Raw genomic sequence first — 17,267 nt, forward strand, 5'->3', positions numbered from 1 at the left:
ATGGGAGCCGGCGCTTATCGTTTTGGATAGCCAAATCTTCGGCAATTAGGTCATGGCTCGTCCGAACCGCCGTTCTGGCGCCAGGCTTGGTGGCTGCGTCTGTGATTTCGGTCTTGGCTGGTTACTTGCGGACGCTGCCGTACTTGTCCGTCGTCAGCCCTATGATGTTGGCGATGCTGATAGGGATAATCCTCGGCAATGTCGCAGGCCAACCAGCCTGGCTTAGAGACGGCATTCTGTTCAGTCAGCGGCGGTTACTCCGGATCGCCATCGTACTGCTCGGGCTTCAGCTCACTTTCGCCGAGATATCGAGGTTGGGCCCAACGGGCTTAGCCATTCTGGTTGCAGCACTGGCGTCGACCTTCGTCTTCACCGTGTGCGCTGCACGATTATTGCGCGTCGAAGAAAAGGTCGCCAAGCTGATAGCCGCGGGCACGTGCGTATGCGGCGCGTCAGCCGTGGTCGCGGCGAACGCCGTCTTGCGCGGAACGGAAGAGGACGTGACCTATGCGGTCGCATGCGTCACCATCTTCGGGACAGTCGCCATGTTCCTTTTTCCGTTGCTGCCTGAGCTTCTCCATCTGAATGCACGGGAGTTCGGGCTTTGGACCGGCGCTTCCGTTCACGAGGTTGCTCAGGTAGTTGCGGCTTCGTTTCAATACGGGCAGATCGCCGGCGAAACGGGCACGATCTCAAAATTGTCTCGGGTCATGATGCTCGCCCCGCTCGTACTTGCGATGGGTCTGCTTTCGCGTGGCCGCGACGAAGAAGGGAAAGAACCGGCAGGACGCGTACCGACGGCCCCATGGTTCGTCTTTGGCTTCATCGCAGCTACCTGCATCAACAGCATCGTCACCATCCCGGCAGAGATGAAATCGAATTTGGCATGGCTGACGACCTTCCTGCTGACGGCCGCGCTTGCCGCAATGGGAATGCATACCGACCTGTCCAAACTGGGAAGCCGCGGCTTTCGTCCCGCGCTGCTTGGCTTACTTGCCTCCGTTTTCATAGCGGTGTTCACTATGGTTTGCATCAAGCTGTTTTATTGAGCACAAGCGGCTGTCGTCGTTCACCTGCGTCCGACGTGACGGTTACGGCTCTGATGCAAGCCTCACATGCTAATTGGGCAATCCGCAAAAAAGCGGCCCGAGATCGGAGATCCCGGACCAGTCTGGGAGGTTCGCACCCGTCAGTGCAATCCAAAGAACGGGCTAGACGATGATTGCAAATGCAACTCGAACGTCGGCGCGAGGAGCTGACCTCATCTGACTTCGTGGGAGTTATATCTGGAACGAACTCGATCGCTAGTAGAGCGCATTCCATGCCCATCCGATTCTACGGCCATGCGCGTCTTTTCTCAGAGACGATTTTCCTGCACTTGCGCCCCTCAACGTTCGATCTCGAATGTGAGCCCGGCGTTTCGAACCAGCCGCGAAATCAGCTTCTCGCCCATGGCCGCGCCGGGGGTCCAGATGCCTGCAGCAACGTCGCTCGCGTCCTGAAGCAGGCAGATCGCGCATTCGGTGACTATTTTGGACGTCGATCCGTAACCGGGGTCCCTGTCACCTCTCACCGCTACCGAAATCTTGCCGTGGTCCTTGCTGCTCCCGATGAACAGAATGTCGTAACAACCGGCCTCGCGCTCGGCCTTCGATGGTCCTTCCCCCGGCTTCGGGCTGCCTTCGCCGCCGAATGATCTGTTTTCTTCCACAATCTTGGCGGCCGCAATCTCACCCTGCTTGTCCCGTCCCGCTACAATCATCTCGTCGTAGACGAAGTCGGTCCCGTAGGGGTGACCCATAAGCGCGTTGGATCGATGGACGTTGCGTGTGTTTATCGGCGACATGATGAAAGGTGCCACCCAGGCGCCAAGGTCCTCGTCGAACTCAATCTTCATACCGTGTGGCTGCTTTGGACCAGCAAAACCGGGAGTCAGAAGAAAGGGGTTCTTCAGCTGATCGAGCACCTGCGGATCGCTTGCGGCGGCAATGGTCGCCCGTGAACTGGCGGCAGTTCCGCCGGAAAACGTGCCCTTCATCAGCCGGACCCTGCCCTTTACGTGCGTAGCCGCCGTTCCTCCCCATGCCTTTCGCGCAGCGTTCTGCAGGAAGAACACGCCGAGTTCGAACGGGACGGAATCGAAGCCGCACGAGAAGATGATACGCGCTCCGCTGGATCGTGCGTCCTGCTCGTGAGCGTCGATCATGCTCCTCATCCACACGGCCTCCCCGCTCAAGTCGAGGTAGTCCGTTCCTGCGCGAGCACACGCCTCCACCAACTTCGATCCGAAAAGCTGGAACGGGCCGACCGTAGAGATAACGGTGCGTGTCGTCCGAGCCAGCCGTTGCAGGGAGGCATCGTCGCCAGAGTCAGCTTCGATCAGCAGTGTATCGTTGGGCGCTGAGATTTCGGCGCGGATAGCGGCGAGCTTCTCGAGATTGCGGCCCGCCATCCCCCATTTTATCTTGTTTCCGTACTTCGCTGCGATGTATTCGGCCACGAGCCGCCCGGTGAAGCCGCTGGCGCCAAAGACAACCAGATCGCAGGCGCTATCGCGTGCCATGTTCTCCCTCCATCGATGCGGGAGGCCGGCCCACGTAACAATGCGCTACCCCGGAACTTATTTGACACGATCGCCGACTGTTCATCATCAGATCTCCTGCTAAGCCGCAGCCACCTTCATCGGTGGGAAGCGACCGTAAAACGTCTCGTTCTTCGCCGCCATCTCGATCAACAGCTTCGGCGGGGTGAACCGCGAGCCGAAGCTTTTTTCGAGCTTCAGACAGAGATCAACGAAGTTCTTCGTGCCCATGAAGTCGATGTAGGACAGCGTACCGCCGGTGAAGGGCGCGAAGCCGAACCCGAGTATAGATCCGACGTCCGCCTCGCGCGGATCGGTGATCACCTGATCCTCCACAGTACGCGCCGCTTCTACCGCCTGCACGACGAGAAATCGTTGCTTCAACTCCTCGACATCCAGCGTATCCGGATCGAGATGCTTCGGCTGCAGCATTGACAGGTCGGGCCACAGCTTCTTCTGGCCCTTACCATTCTCGGGATAATCGTAGAAGCCCTTGCCGTTCTTGCGGCCGAAGCGTCCACGCTTCTCAACCATCTCGACCAACAGCTTCTTGTGTTCTTGATTTACAGCTTGCGGACCCAGGTCGGCCTCGGCCGCCTTTAGGATCTTCAGCGCAAGATCGATGGCAGCCTCGTCGCTAAGCGCCAGCGGTCCGACCGGCATGCCGGCCATCTTGCCGACATTCTCGATCATCACCGGCGGTATGCCTTCCAGAAGCATCTCGTACGCCTCGAAGAGATAAAGCATGACACAACGGTTGGCGTAGAAGCCGCGCGAATCGTTGACGACGATGGGTGTCTTTTTTATCTGGCGTACGTAGTCGAAAGCGGTGGCCAGAGCTGTCTCGCCCGTGTTCTTCCCGACGATGATCTCCACCAGCATCATCTTTTCGACAGGCGAGAAGAAGTGAATTCCGATGAAATTCGAGTGATCTTTCCATTCTTCTGCCAAGGAAGTTATGGGCAGCGTCGACGTATTCGAGGCGAATATTGCACCATCACGAACGAACGGCTTCGCCTTGGCATAGGTCTGCGCCTTGACCGCTCGGTCCTCAAACACCGCTTCGATGACGAGGTCGCAATCTCCAATCATGGCGTAATCGGCTGTGGCGGTGATGCGCGACAGGATGCTTTCGCCATCGGAAGCCATCATCCGGTTCTTGGAAACTGCCGCATCGATGGCCGCCTTGGTGTAAGCCTTGCCTTTATCGGCGCTCTCCTGATCGAGATCGATCAACACTACGTCGATGCCGGCTTGGGCCGAGACGAAGCCGACGCTCGCCCCCATGAAGCCAGCGCCGATGACGGCCAGCTTCTTGACCTTCGTGGGCGGTACCGTTTTCGGACGACGTGCGCCCTTGTTCAAATCCTGGATCGATAAGAAGAGTGACCGGATCATCGCGGCCGCCTCCTTTGAGCGCAGGATCTTTGCGAAGTAGCGCGACTCGACGCGCAGCGCTGCGTCTATCGGGAGCTGGAGGCCCTCATAAACGCATTGTACGATCGCGCGCGCGGCCGGATAGTTGTCGTAGGTATCTCGCCGCAAGAACGCGTTTGTCGGCGGGAAGAACTGCGTGCCCGCTTTCGAATATACGGGGCCGCCGGGCAGCTTGAAGCCCTTCTCATCCCACGGCGCAACGGGCTTGCCGCCTGCCTTAATCCAATCCTTCGCGCTATTGATCAGATCCGCCGGCGGCACCACTGCGGCGACGATGCCCCAAGCCACCGCCTGCTTCAGATCGATCGCATCGCCCTTCAGCAACATCCGCATCGCATCCTTCGGCTGAAGCATGCGCGAAAGACGTTGCGTACCGCCACCGCCGGGGAAGACCCCCACCTTTACCTCAGGCAAGCCAAGACGTGTTTTCGGATTGTCGGATGCGACCCGGTGATGACACGCCAACGTGATTTCGAATGCACCTCCGAGCGCGAGCCCGTTGATCGCGGCGACCCAGGGCTTCCCGCTGATTTCGATTTCGCGGAGCGTCTGCGACAGCTTGCGGACCTCGTCGAAGACGTGCTTGTTGGCAACTTCCTCGCCCTTGCTCATCAGCAACTCGCTGTGCGCGCGATTGATGCGCTCGAGCATGGTGAGATCAGCCCCGCCGGAGAATGCGTCCTTACCGGAGGTGATGACGACCCCCTTCACCGCGGAATCCTTCGCTGTCGCCTCCACGATCGCGGCGAGTTCGGTACCCGTAGTCTCGTCCAGCACGTTCATAGACCTTCCGGGAATGTCCCACGTCACCAGGACGATCCCGTCGATGTCGGTTTCAACTTTAAAGTTTTTATAGGCCATGGTGTCTCCAACGCTCCGCCGTGCCCCTAAGGGGTCGGCAACCCTGGTTCGTCTGCTTCATCCCGCCAGCAACGCGAACGTGAAGCTCAAACCCGCTCGATGATGGTCGCAGTGCCCATGCCGCCACCGATGCACAGCGTGACGAGAGCGGTCGATTTGGCGGTGCGTTCGAGTTCGTCGAGCACCGTGCCGAGAATCATCGCGCCCGTGGCGCCGAGTGGGTGGCCCATCGCGATAGCGCCACCATTGACGTTGATCTTGGCTTCATCGAGTTCGAACGCCTGAATGTAGCGCAACACCACCGAAGCGAACGCCTCGTTCAGCTCGAAAAGATCGATGTCTTCCAAATTCATGCCGGACCGATCAAGCACCTTCTTCGTCACGTCGACAGGACCAGTGAGCATCATTGCGGGCTCCGAGCCGATATTAGCGAAAGCCCGGATCTTCGCTCGCGGCTTGAGACCGCGCTTCTTTCCGGCTTCCGCACTGCCCAGCAGAACGGCGCCCGCGCCGTCTACGATGCCAGATGAGTTCCCCGCATGATGCACGTAGTTCAAAGCCTCGATTTCAGGATGCGATTGCACCGCGACCCCATCGAACCCGCCCATCGCACTCATGGCGGCAAATGACGGTTGCAACTGTGCGAGCGACTGCATCGTTGTCCCGGGGCGGATGTGTTCATCCTTGTCGAGAATGGTGATTCCGTTGACGTCTTTCACTGGGATCACGGACTTGTCGAAGCGGCCTTCGTCCCAAGCCCTTGCGGCGCGCTGCTGGCTCTGAACCGCGTAGGCGTCGACTTTGTCGCGGGAGAAGCCGTACTTCGTAGCGATCAGATCCGCCGCCACACCCTGCGGCATGAAGTACAATGGCAGCGCAACAGAGGGATCCATCGGCCAGGGCGTACCCGACGATAGGATGCCGACTCGGCTCATGGATTCCGCTCCGCCACCGATGGTGAGCTCGTGCTGGCCGGAGATCACCTGCGCCGCGGCGAAGTTAACAGCATCGAGGCCCGACGCGCAAAAGCGATTGATCTGAATTCCTGGGACCGAGGTGTCGAAACCCGAGTTCAGGGCCGCGAAGCGCGCGATGTCGCCACCGGCCTCGCCGACCGGGTCGACAACACCGAGGACCACGTCGTCAATGCTGTCAGGGGCCAGATCATTGCGTTCCCTGAGGACCTTCAGGGGCGCCGTTGCCAGCGCCAGCGCCGTGACCTCATGCAGGGCGCCGTCGGACTTGCCTTTGCCGCGCGGCGTGCGGACGTGATCGTAGATAAATGCCTCCGGCATTGGTTTTCTCCTTTTCTATGCCCTCCCCTCTTGAGGAAGGTAGAGTTTCGTCGTTCTCGCCGATCGTCTCGCGGTTTGATGTCCTCTACGAGAACGATCTGCTTCCCGCCACGGTTAAGGCGTCCGCATGACTTATGAGTCGAGGATCATTCAACGCGATCGTTCAATCCTTGGCCGAGACATCTTCGGACTCGTCCTGGATGATTTCACCGAATAGAATCCACCGCTCACCGTTGAATCGGGCAAGCTGCAGCTGCTGAATTGGAAAGTAATCGGTCTTTGAAGTCTTGAGCTTTATTCCCGGTAGAAGCATTGGCAGTTCGACATTGAGCGCCGAGGCTTTTGCCATAATATTGGCCCTCGAGACGTCATTTCCGCATGCCTCCAAAACGGCTCGGAAGGATTGACCAACGCTGTAGCCAACAACGTTGAAGAAATTGTCGGGGTCGCCATTGGCGTAGTACTTCTTCATCCAAGCCCGATACTCGCCCATAGCCGGATCGTTGGACCACTGCGGATCGGACGGCTCCTTCAGATAAAGCGCAGAGACGACGTCTTTCGACGCGTCGATGCCGGCTGGCTTGAGGACAGTATTTATGCTCGATGAAGGTGAGGTCAGAAGCTGAAGAGGCTTCCAGCCGATAGCATGGGCCGTCTTGATGGCCTGAGCGGCAAACTTGACGGTCGCGGCATTGTAGAAGACGTCGGCTCCGGCCGACTTCATCGAAACCACCTGGGAATCGACCGTCGGATCGGTAACCTCGTACTTTTGGGCCGACACGATCATCTCACCGGCCCGGGCACCAAGAGAGGACTTTAGAGTTTCGAGAGCGTCGCGCCCAAAATCATCGTTCTGATAAAGCACCCCGATCTTTGCGTTCGGCTTCGTGTCCAGGATGTATTTGCCGAAGATCTTGGCCTCGAGTACGTTGGTGGGAATCCATCCCATGGTCCAAGGATATTTTCCTGGATTACTGAACTTCCCGCTCGCAGCGACCGAGAACAGTTGCGGGACCTTTTTCGCGTTTAGATACTTTTGAACGGCAGCGTTCGTTGGAGTTCCAAGAAGCCCCAACACAAGCTCGACTTCGTCGGATTCCACCAAACGGCGAACCTGCTCGACGGTCTTGGGCGGACTGTATGAGTCATCATAGGAAAGGAATTTGATCGTGCGACCGCCAACTCCGCCGTTCGCATTGAGCATGTCGAAATAGGCAGCGAGAGACTTTCCGACCATGGCGTAGCCTGACGCTGGGCCGCTGTATGGGGCGGTATTGCCAACTACGATTTCGCCGCTCAAACTGGGCGTTGCAATAGCCAAACAAGATGCTGAAACAGCTGCCACGATTGCAGTGCGGTGGGTTCGCAGCGGGCGCCAAATACTCATTCTGAAACTCCCTTCGAGCAGCAGTCAAGATGCCGCGCGCCGATCGCTCGGCCGCAAGTAAGTATTTCACTTGTGCGAACAGCGAGAGGCTAGGCCTCTTGCCGTTGTTGTCCTCGGATCAGTTCGAGTTTCTCTCGTACGAGTGCGCGAAGCGCGTCCTTTTGAACCTTGCCGAAGGAGTTTCGCGGCAGCTGATCGAGAACAACAATTTCACGGGGCCGCTTGTAGCTTGCGAGCGCTCCGCAACCTTTTATGATGGCGTCCAAATCAACGACGCCATTAGAGTTGCCGACGATGGCGGCGACAACGATTTCGCCCCATTTCTCATCAGGCATTCCTAAGACTGCAACTTCTCGGATCGCGGGATTCTCAATCAGCGCCTGTTCGACCTCGGCGCAATAGATGTTCTCGCCGCCAGAAATGATCATATCTTTCTTGCGGTCCTTTATCGCGAGATATCCGTCGGCGTCGATAAGCCCGATATCGCCGCTTCGGTACCAGGCAGTTCCGTTCAGATTGACGATCGCTTCGCGGCTCGCTTGTTCGTTATTCAAATAGCGAGAGAACGCCGTCGGTCCGCTGATCAGAATTTCGCCTGCTTCACCGACCGGAAGCACGCCACGTGCTTCGTCATGGATGATCACCTGCGTCTGCGGCGCGGGCAGCCCGACGGTACCGGGCTTTTTGGCCAGCATCGCTGGCGGGCACGACGAGACAAGCAACATCTCCGTAATGCCATAGGCATTTATGACACCATTTGGCAGGTCGAACCGTTGCTGGATGCGTTCTGAAAGAACCGGCGGCAGAGGTGCCGAAGCGGAAACCCAGTGCGTGAGGTGCGGTAACGGCTTTCTTCCGACGAATGGCTCTTGGATAAGCTGCCAAGCCAGAGTGGGAACGATGAACGCGCAATTGATCCTGTACTCTTCCAGGTGCGCCAACGTTTGGGCCGCGTTGAGCTTCTTGAAGAGAAAATTCGTTCCGCCGCGCATGATAACAGGCAGCGCAAAATTTTCGACCGCTGCGCGATGAAAGAGAGGAGCAGCCCCCAACGCTCTGATTCCGTCGGGGAAGCCGAATACAATATTGCAGAGCATCGCAGAGGCAACCGCCGATCGATGCTTAACTACCGCGCCTTTTGGCCGGCCCGTTGTGCCAGAGGTGAACCAAATGCCGCTATCGGCATCGGCGCTGACCGCTGGAAGGTTCACGATGTCGTCGGCCTGGGGTCGCATCGTGTCGGCGAAGGCAAGCTGACCAGGCACGGCCTCTCCCCCGACCACGATTTGTAGAATGGGGAGATCGGAGATTGAAATCGCTTTGGAGGCCAGTTCGGCGAGATCTTTGTCGACGATGATCGCTTTGCAGTCCGCCTCCGCAAACTGATACGCTAGCTCCTCGGGGGTCAGGCGAAAGTTCAGAGAAACAGTCAGAGCACCGATCCGCACGATCGCGAAGTAGGAGATAAGGAGCTCTCGCTGATTCCAGAGAAGATAGGCAACTCTGTCCCCCTCTCCGATTCCGAGTCTGCACAGTGCACGAGAAAAGCGATCTACGTCCGCGTCGAGCTCGAGGTAGCTCAGTGAGCCCGCTTCATCTACGATCGCCTTCCTTTGCGGCATCGCACGCGACGTAGCCCGCAGGATATCTGAAACGGAAATAGCGCGATCCAGCACGATAACCTCCCCTATATTTCGGTTATTGCAGCTTATGCTGTTCTTAATTTGTTGGTTCAACGCGGTGGCAGCTCAGGCTGCCACTTCACCCAGTGAAAGAACGACTTGCATTGCCCGCATCGGAAAAGTACCTCCGAAACGCTGCCGCCAAACGGCGAGTCGACCTTCACGTTGCGGCTGTCACAATGCGGGCAAGTGACGTTGGAGGCATCAAGCGGCAGCTCGAAACTTGGCTCGGTCGGCTTCACGGAAGCGCCAGTTCGCGGTTCTTGAAGCGGATTTGCTCGAATAGCTTCTCCGGAATTCCCGGACTGCCGCCGCGACGAATGGCTCGCTTCCATGACTTTGCGGAACTGACGATCACGTCTGAAGCGTCGAAGGTCTCGCTGACCGCCGCGAGGAAGCGCTTGCGGAGCTCCGATTCCGACGTATCACGGCAACCACTCGAAAAGAGTATGTCGGACTGTTCAAAATCACCCCACCAATCCAAGGCCTCGACCAAGCGCCGACGGGCATCTTCATCGACCGTCGACTCGGGACTCTTGCGGAGCGCCTTGATCCAGCCGATGGAATAACTGAGATGGAATCGCGATTCCTTCAGTATCTTGTCGGCCAGGCGAGCCAACGTCCTGTCCGCCGCGTTTGTCCTGTAGGCGCTCAATTGAGTTGAGATGGCTTGTTCAGCCATGAATAACGTCGCGATGAAGTCGGACCACGACTGCGGCGGCCGGTCGAGCAGCTTGGGCGAACGAATATCCTTTGCACCACGCGTCCACTCGGCCTCTTCGCGAGTAACACCAAAGCGAGCGAGATGTTGATAGATCGCGCGGGCATGCCCGTATTGGCCCTGCATCATTGCGCAAATGGATGTAAAGTCGGAGATCGAGCGGCCGTTCTGCAGCACCAACATGTACCAGCCTGCCAGGACGACCTTGGCGTCTGCGATGCAGTACAGCTCGTCCCTCAGGAATTGGTCGGCTTCAGAGAGAGAACCGGTCGGAATGGTAATGGTCATCATTACACCACCTTGACCTTTGCATTGCTTCCGCGTTCGGTAATCGTAACGATGGCCGAGAGCGGAACGATGCACATTTCCTTCCAGGTATCGTGATCGTAAACGAACCAGGCGCGGGCTTCCGCGAGTTCTGCATTGGGGGCGTCGATCGAACCGATGTGAGTGAGCGGTTCTTCCGAGTTGCGGCGTGCAAATACTTCGTATAAGTCGAGCTTGTCTCCGCCGAGCTCCACTTGTCTATCGATAACCTTCTTCATTGTCGCACCTCTAGACTTGTATTCCGAAGCGGCGCATGAGCTGGCGTGCACCCGGGTCGATAGCTTCTGTCGTCCATTCATGATGCCATCCTTCAAGGATGTTGACCTTGCGGACCCCTTCCAGCCTACCAACTGCGTCGTTGATCGATTGCTTCAACATCGACACCCCTGGGCAAGCCAGGCACGGAATTGCAAGCTCGACATCAACTACACCGGTTTCTGAGATTTCAATGCCGCGCAACATCCCCATGCTTTCGATGCTTGTGGGAATATGCGGGTCGTTCACTGCGAGGAGCGCCTCGCGGACTTCCTCCTCGGTTACCATAGATCTTGCCCCCAGAGCTCCGTCTGCATGCGCCGGAGACCTGGCAGTTTGATCGGCCCGCCCTTCTTCCATTGCGCGAGCTTCTCCTCCCACGTCACCGTGCGGTAATCCCACTTCATGGTTTCCAGGTTGAGCAGAATGGGCATTTCGTAATCCAGGACGTAGATGCCCTTTTCGCGGTCGAAATGAGCCGGCACCTTCAATCCAAGCTGCTCACAGAAGGGCACGAGGCGCTGCATCCAGATCTGCCTAAGCTGATCATTGCTGCTTCCGCGGATGCGATAGTGGAGCTGATCCGTCCTCGACTTTACGTTGTCCGTCGTCCCGAACCATTCAGCGGCCAGCGGAAACCAGAAGTCCAGAGCTTCCTGAACTCGAGCTCTTATTTCCGGTCCTTGCTGCATATAGTGGCGAATCATGTACTCGCCGCGCTTGACGTGAAAATTCTCCTCGAAGTTCACCTTTCGCAACGAGCGGCTGTATGGCCCGAACGAGCAGTTCGCCTCTAGATCGCAGGTCGTGATGTATCCTGCCTGATCGCCACACAGGTGCGCCATTCCCGTGTCGATCGCATCCTGGGGCGCGAATTCCAGCATGAAGAAGGTCTTGAATTTTTCTGGCTCGCGCTCGAACACTGCCTGATAGGCATCGATACCGAAGTCCCCGAGCATGCGAAACATAACCTGGGCATGCCCCATTTCATCCTGAAGAGCAGATGTGATGGCGATTCGATCGTTGAGACCAGGCGCCATCATTATTGCAGGAAAATCGAGAGGCAACGTCATGATTTCCAGATCGGCGGCGATCCTCATGGTGTCGACGAGCACGCTCCGATAGCGAGGCGTCATCTCGCTGACATCTTCCAGAGTTCCGCCAGCTTTGACTCTCGTTTGCAAGGCAATCTCGTTTGCCTCTTCCGTGCTCTCACGCGCGAGCGCCGTTTGACCCATGGTTGATCCTCTGCCGTTACAATCGCGACACGTTATGCCAACCCTCTTCCCACTCGAGAGCGAGTGTGGAGAGACACCCACGACATTCATGTCAGGAGAAGAACGTCCCCTCCCAAACACTCGAGAGCAATGCTCTAAACCTTCTCAAAAGCCGAAACCCGCGCCACCTCGCTGAACGAAAGGCGGTGATTAATTTCGGATTTTCGCAAGACGCCATCGGACATTTAGTTGACTGAGAGGCAACCTACAAATAACTTACTGTCCAGTCAATATCTTTGTTAACGGATGGAGAAACGTCATTTTTATTCTAGATATCAGCGACATATACGAAGGCACCACCTCGCGTAAGCGCGCGCTCGATGAAAAATCCCAAGGTCGCGCGCGGTCCGCTGCCGCGAAAGGATCAAGGACGAGTAAGGAAACTGAACTCTATTCGACTTCGGAATCCCATACAGCTAAGTCCCCCAATCGCAACTCGAGCAGCTTGAGGCAGACGCGTCGGCGACCATCATCTGGCCAATAGGCGTCATGGGACTGATAGTGGCCACCGGCGAGGGGGCGCCCTCCTCGATTGCATGCCGAAGATCGCACTGAGCGCCTCGGCTGCGAGCTCAACCCCAACTTTGGCGTATTGATCTCGTTATTTCCATCTTGGGCCGATTGTGGCGATCAATTTTGGAGTACCCTCGGCGCAACGAAGTTATTCGGCAGCCTGGAACCTCAGGTGGTTGACCCGATCATGTGGCAACCCTCTGGCGCTTTTTAAGACGAGCTCTGCCGACCACATGATTGCACTCAGGCGCGCGGACGAATCTTCGATGAGCTCAATGCGCGCAATAATGCGGCGGAAGAGGTCCAGCTATTCGGCATCCGACTTTATGATGCCGTCCGCCGGAGATCGGAAATCTTCTGGAATCGGATCTGATTGGTGCGGGGACCGGCATCGTTCCTTCGTGACCCCGGTTTACATCTGAGCGGTTATTTGTGGTTCTTTAGATTGCTGCGCAAGACTTCAATGACCGATGGCCCCTCCGCGACTTCAATGTCTCGAGGGGACTCCGATGCGAATTGCAGACCAGAAATAATGACCGCCTGCAGGGCACGAACGAGGCGGTGGACGCCCATACGGTGATTCTGACGCAGACATTCGAGCATCATTCCGTCGGCAGACGCGATGATAATCCCGGCCATATCACCACTGCTCAAGTCGGAGCGGAATGCGCCGGAAGCCTGCCCAAGCTCCAAAACCTTCCGGATCTCCTCTGCGAGCCGGTTATAACCAGCGGCGACTCTGCGCGCAGGTTCGGATCCGGCTTCAGCCTCAAGCGACACGACGATCGGCAGTAGCATCGAGCCCGGATGTTCAAGGGCAATCTTACCGGTTCTTTCCAGCAGCCTTCTCATGCGCTCTACCGGGGTGCAACTTTCGTCTCGCAGCAGCTGGACGTATGGGATCAGAACGTTGGCCTGGACCCGATTGAGCAAAGCAAGGAGAACCCCCTCCTTGGTGCCATAGTAGAAATACACGCTGCCTTTCGTCAGACCCGCGAATTCACCGATTCTCTCGGTCGTTGTGCCAGTGTAACCTTGAGTTACAAAAAGAAACTCGGCGGCAGCCAGAACTGCAGCCATGCTTAGTTCGCGATGTTCGGAGTTTGTCAGGCGTTTCTTGCGCTTCTTCATGCCCACAAACGTATATTCGGCAACTCGCACGCAAAAGGTTATAGGTTTAACTTACTGATCAGTCAAACATTTCCAGATAGGAATGTCGTTAGCGGTTTCAGCGTCAGTGACCTACCCCACGCTGCGATCGCGCACCTTCGGAGACTGCTTCTGAAGCTTCATCCGAAGTTGGACGAGGATGGATGATGCGCTTAATGAACAACCAAAGGTGGCGCATCATAGACGGATCTCCTCTATTGCGGAAGCTTTTTACATCTCCGCCCGCAAGATCTTACCTCCCTTCGCGCCCCCCGTTTCAACAAATCGGCAATTTGCTCCGGGACAATGGTGAGCCGGCAAGCGCAGTCTAGGATCCTGATGCTCGGCCCGCCGCATGCGATTTTTGGATTTTCCAAAACCGTTGCTCGCGATGGGCGGCCATAAACGGATCGCGCTCGCCGTGCCGGAGACCTCGAGGGCTTTCGTAGGGATAACGGTCCCTCTGGCGACATAACCGGGTTATACCGAATCGTCATGTAAGCCGAGCTGATCAACGCTGAATTAGGCCCGATGCCGATTTGGCCGCTTGCTGACTGAACAGAGGTAGCAAACTCCGCCGCAGCCACCCGCGCCAGTCGGGATCGCACCGGTCTTCGACGCCTGTCTCCGAAAAGGTAAACATTCTCCATTTCCCGTGGGACCGCAAGGTGGGTGCGGTCGACATCGGTCCGGAAGTGTAACGCACACTACCGCCTCAACTCGTCACACCTGACAACAGCAGCTTCGTTGCGGGAATCGATCTCGTCGCTACCCCCTCACCTTTCATGATGACGCCGCCGTCGCCGCCGCCATGGCAGTTGCGCACCAGGCCCCGATCTTGAGCGAAGTAATCGACCTGTCCAACCGCGGTCTTGCCGTCACTAGAGAGGGGCCGCGGCGTCACCACTTGGCGGCATTTACGACGATGTCGTCGCCCTCGCAGATGATTTCGCGAAGTGCTGTCTCGCATCGCAAGTCGACGCCGGCGGGGGTCCAGGACGCGACCCTTTGTAACCTCGCGTTATTGCGAACTAGCTCATGCATGCCTGCGAGGCAATCTGAAATGCTTGTTGCCTGTTGGCTTCCCGGGCCACTCGGTAGCCGTCTCTGCTGGTCGTCCGGCCGAGGTACTGCATCAATCCATCGGGAAGGTTTAATCGATAATCCAGCGCCCAGGTGAGGCAAGTCGTCAGCAGGATGTCCGCTGTGGTAAACTGATCGCCCAAAAGATATCTGCGATCGTCGGTCAATGCGAGCTCGACATGTTTGAGCTGCACCATGAAGTATTCACCGGCCTTGGCAACGACCGATGGCGATTCGCCATAAATGTGCGCGAGACCTTTGCCCGTACTATGCCGGCGCATGACATAGAGACTCGTCGCATCGAGTTCAGTCACAATGAAAAAGCACCATTCCAGCCACCTGGCATGTCCAGCGTCATCGACCGGAATGAGATGGCTTGCTCCGCCGTATTTGCGAGCCAGATAGGCCACGATGGCCGCGCTCTCTCCGATCGTGAATGCTCCATCCTGGAGTAGCGGAATTTTCTGTCTGGGATTCAGTACGGTATATTCGGGGGTCTTGGTTTCGCCCGATCGCGCCAGAATTGGCTTGCACCCGTATGCGAGTCCGAGCTCATGCAACGCCCAATGCGGCCGGATTGTCCGGCTGGTCCCAACGCCCCATAGAGTGAGTTCGGAGTTCATCACCAGGTCTCAACCGACGGCCGCAAGTCAAGTTCGTGAGTCCAGGCGTCACGAGCCTGCCGATGGAGAAACCAGTACGCGTTCGCGATAGAGGATGGCTCGGCCAGCGAACCGGCAGGCAGACCTTCGGCATCGACACCCCTCTCCTTGAGCCGCCGGTGTATTTCTGGGCTATTGATGCCGCCATCGATGATCAGGTGGGCGACATGAATGTTTTTCGGTCCCAGTTCGCGCGCAGCCGATTGGGCGACGGCTCTCAGACCAAATTTCGCAGACGCGAATGCGGTAAAGTTTTTGCTGCCCCTTAGGCTGGCGGTTGCGCCCGTGAATAGAATCGTGCCGCGTTCGCGGGGCACCATGTATTTCGCGGCCTCCCGACCCACCAGAAAGCCTCCGTAGCAGGCAAGTTCCCAGGCCTTGAAGAACAACTTCTCGCTCGTCTCGAGCACCGGCTTCGCGACATTGGCTCCGGCATTGAACAGACAGAGTTCGATCGGACCGAGCTCCGCCTCAACACTCGCAAACAGCGCTTGAACTTCGTTCTCCTTTCGGACATCCATGCTCTTTGCACAGACACGTTGGCCGATGTTCGTGAGTTCATCGACCAGCGCCGTAGATCTCGATGCATCTCTTCGTGCTATACATACCTTGTACTTTTCTGCTGCAAATCGGCGCACAACAGCGGCTCCGATTGCGTCTCCTGCTCCGACCAGCAAGGCAACTCCGGGATCTGCGCTCACGATCACTTCCTTTCGACCATCAAGTTGAAACGACCCGAACGGCTTTCCTGGCGATCATGTCGTTGATCGAGGCATCGGCGTAGCCGATTTCCCGGAGGATCTCGCGTGAGTGCTCTCCGACGCGGGGCGCGGGCCCGGCGATCCTCGCTTGGTTGACCTTGAATTTCGCGGCCGGTGTCGGCTGCCGCACCGTCCCGACGGTCGGTTGCTCCAATTCTTCGATCAGGCCGCGCGCCACGACCTGCTCGTTGTTGATGACTTCGCCGCGTCGCAAGATCGGTGCGCAGGGCACATCTGCCGCATCGAGCCTTTCAAGCCAGACGGCCGTCGTATGCTGACCGATATATTCCTGCATCTTGTTGATGCGTGCGGTCGCATTGATGAACCGGCCACCGGGCGTGGCGAATCGCTCGTCGCTGCCGAGTTCGGGATCACCGCTTGCCCGGCAAAATCCCTGCCATTCGGAGTCGGAGATGGTACCGCAGGTGAGATAGCCATCCTGCGTCTTAAAGACGAGATCGGGCCGATCGTTCGGGTCGCTGACCGCATCTTCCTTCCCGACGACCGTGTATTGCATCATGCCTTCTGGCCAAAGATAGGAGATCATGGCATCAAGCATCGCGACGTGAATATGATCACCGAGACCGGTTTTCTCTCGTGCATAAAGGGCGGCAGCCACCGCCTGAGCGGTGAAGACGGCCGTGGTCTTGTCCGCCACGATGGTTCGGATCATTTGCGGCCTGTTGGTCACCGGCTGGGATTGGATGTCGGCGAACCCTGACAGTCCCTGAACAATCGGATCGTAAACGCGCTTCTTGACGTAGGGACCGCTATCGCCGACGCCGCTGATAGACACGAAAATCAGCCTTGGGTTCCTGGCACGCATTTCGTCAGGGCCAAATCCGAGCCGCTCCATCGTGCCGGGACGAAAGTTCTGAACCACGACGTCGGCCCGGTCGAGCAGACGTCCCAAGATGTCGCGGCCGGCATCGTCTTTGATATCGATGGACAGTGAGCGCTTGCCCCGATTTGAGGAAATGAAGAGCGCGGAAAACTCTCCAGCCTTGTCGATCGTGGCGCGGCTCCGGCGGGTAATATCTCCACCGATCGGCTCAATCTTGATGACATCCGCCCCCTGATCGGCGAGGAACATGGTCGCGAACGGACCCGAAACCACGCTCGTCAAATCGACGACGCGCACGCCATTCAACGGTCCAGGCATCAAGTTTCTCCTTGGGTTTTGCATTGCCGCACCTTCAATCGCTTATTTTTATTTGAGAAGGCCACCCGCCAGCGCCGTCGACAGGACCGAGACGGCCTGGGCCTAGCAACGGAC

At 57.5% G+C, this 17,267-nt stretch carries 15 protein-coding genes; 1 reads left to right on the forward strand and 14 read right to left on the reverse strand.

The window, feature by feature from the left end; genetic code table 11:
- The first annotated feature begins 89 nt into the window (after positions 1–89).
- Positions 90–1,049 (forward strand): YeiH family protein, encoded by a 960-nt coding sequence (locus tag JQ591_RS31115; protein ID WP_349630421.1) that lies wholly within the window; start codon positions 90–92, stop codon positions 1,047–1,049.
- Positions 1,050–1,387: 338 nt separating this feature from the next.
- On the opposite strand, the gene JQ591_RS31120 is transcribed toward JQ591_RS31115, so the two are convergent.
- The 14 genes from JQ591_RS31120 to JQ591_RS31180 form a co-directional block, all read right to left on the reverse strand.
- The gene (locus JQ591_RS31120) at positions 1,388–2,563 is read right to left on the reverse strand and encodes a saccharopine dehydrogenase family protein (protein WP_211399781.1); all 1,176 of its coding nucleotides are present in this window, start codon (positions 2,561–2,563) and stop codon (positions 1,388–1,390) included.
- 99 nt (positions 2,564–2,662) lie between these two features.
- The gene (locus JQ591_RS31125; protein WP_211399782.1) at positions 2,663–4,879 is read right to left on the reverse strand and encodes a 3-hydroxyacyl-CoA dehydrogenase NAD-binding domain-containing protein; all 2,217 of its coding nucleotides are present in this window, start codon (positions 4,877–4,879) and stop codon (positions 2,663–2,665) included.
- A gap of 86 nt (positions 4,880–4,965) precedes the next feature.
- On the reverse strand, positions 4,966–6,174 hold the full coding sequence (locus tag JQ591_RS31130) for an acetyl-CoA C-acetyltransferase (RefSeq protein ID WP_211399783.1): 1,209 nt from the start codon (positions 6,172–6,174) through the stop codon (positions 4,966–4,968).
- A gap of 163 nt (positions 6,175–6,337) precedes the next feature.
- Positions 6,338–7,561, reverse strand: a complete 1,224-nt coding sequence (locus JQ591_RS31135; protein WP_249137921.1) for an ABC transporter substrate-binding protein — start codon at positions 7,559–7,561, stop codon at positions 6,338–6,340.
- An 89-nt stretch (positions 7,562–7,650) separates the two neighbouring features.
- Complete coding sequence (locus tag JQ591_RS31140) at positions 7,651–9,237, reverse strand: class I adenylate-forming enzyme family protein (protein WP_211399784.1); 1,587 nt, start codon at positions 9,235–9,237, stop codon at positions 7,651–7,653.
- Positions 9,238–9,293: 56 nt separating this feature from the next.
- Complete coding sequence (locus JQ591_RS35765) at positions 9,294–9,578, reverse strand: PaaD-like zinc ribbon domain-containing protein (protein ID WP_433995223.1); 285 nt, start codon at positions 9,576–9,578, stop codon at positions 9,294–9,296.
- Positions 9,482–10,255: a Phenylacetic acid catabolic protein gene (locus JQ591_RS31145; protein ID WP_211399785.1), complete on the reverse strand. Its 774-nt coding sequence runs from the start codon at positions 10,253–10,255 to the stop codon at positions 9,482–9,484. Before JQ591_RS31145 ends, JQ591_RS35765 begins: the two co-directional genes overlap by 97 nt.
- The gene (locus tag JQ591_RS31150; RefSeq protein WP_211399786.1) at positions 10,255–10,509 is read right to left on the reverse strand and encodes a phenylacetic acid degradation b; all 255 of its coding nucleotides are present in this window, start codon (positions 10,507–10,509) and stop codon (positions 10,255–10,257) included. Before JQ591_RS31150 ends, JQ591_RS31145 begins: the two co-directional genes overlap by 1 nt.
- Before the next feature lie 10 nt (positions 10,510–10,519).
- Positions 10,520–10,834: a metal-sulfur cluster assembly factor gene (locus tag JQ591_RS31155; protein WP_211399787.1), complete on the reverse strand. Its 315-nt coding sequence runs from the start codon at positions 10,832–10,834 to the stop codon at positions 10,520–10,522.
- Positions 10,828–11,784 (reverse strand): 1,2-phenylacetyl-CoA epoxidase subunit PaaC, encoded by a 957-nt coding sequence (locus JQ591_RS31160; RefSeq protein WP_211399788.1) that lies wholly within the window; start codon positions 11,782–11,784, stop codon positions 10,828–10,830. Before JQ591_RS31160 ends, JQ591_RS31155 begins: the two co-directional genes overlap by 7 nt.
- A 978-nt stretch (positions 11,785–12,762) precedes the next feature.
- Positions 12,763–13,467, reverse strand: coding sequence for a TetR/AcrR family transcriptional regulator (locus JQ591_RS31165; RefSeq protein WP_211399789.1), 705 nt, complete (start codon positions 13,465–13,467; stop codon positions 12,763–12,765).
- Between the two features lie 1,049 nt (positions 13,468–14,516).
- Positions 14,517–15,191, reverse strand: coding sequence for a glutathione S-transferase family protein (locus JQ591_RS31170; protein ID WP_211399790.1), 675 nt, complete (start codon positions 15,189–15,191; stop codon positions 14,517–14,519).
- A complete protein-coding gene (locus JQ591_RS31175; protein WP_211399791.1) occupies positions 15,191–15,931 on the reverse strand; it encodes an SDR family NAD(P)-dependent oxidoreductase in 741 nt (246 codons plus the stop codon). Before JQ591_RS31175 ends, JQ591_RS31170 begins: the two co-directional genes overlap by 1 nt.
- A gap of 19 nt (positions 15,932–15,950) precedes the next feature.
- Entirely contained in the window at positions 15,951–17,153 is a 1,203-nt protein-coding gene (locus tag JQ591_RS31180) for a CaiB/BaiF CoA transferase family protein (RefSeq protein WP_211399792.1), read from the reverse strand.
- Positions 17,154–17,267 lie beyond the last annotated feature (114 nt).

The sequence above is a fragment of the Bradyrhizobium canariense genome, assembly GCF_018130465.1.
In the GTDB taxonomy this organism is placed as follows: domain Bacteria; phylum Pseudomonadota; class Alphaproteobacteria; order Rhizobiales; family Xanthobacteraceae; genus Bradyrhizobium; species Bradyrhizobium canariense_C.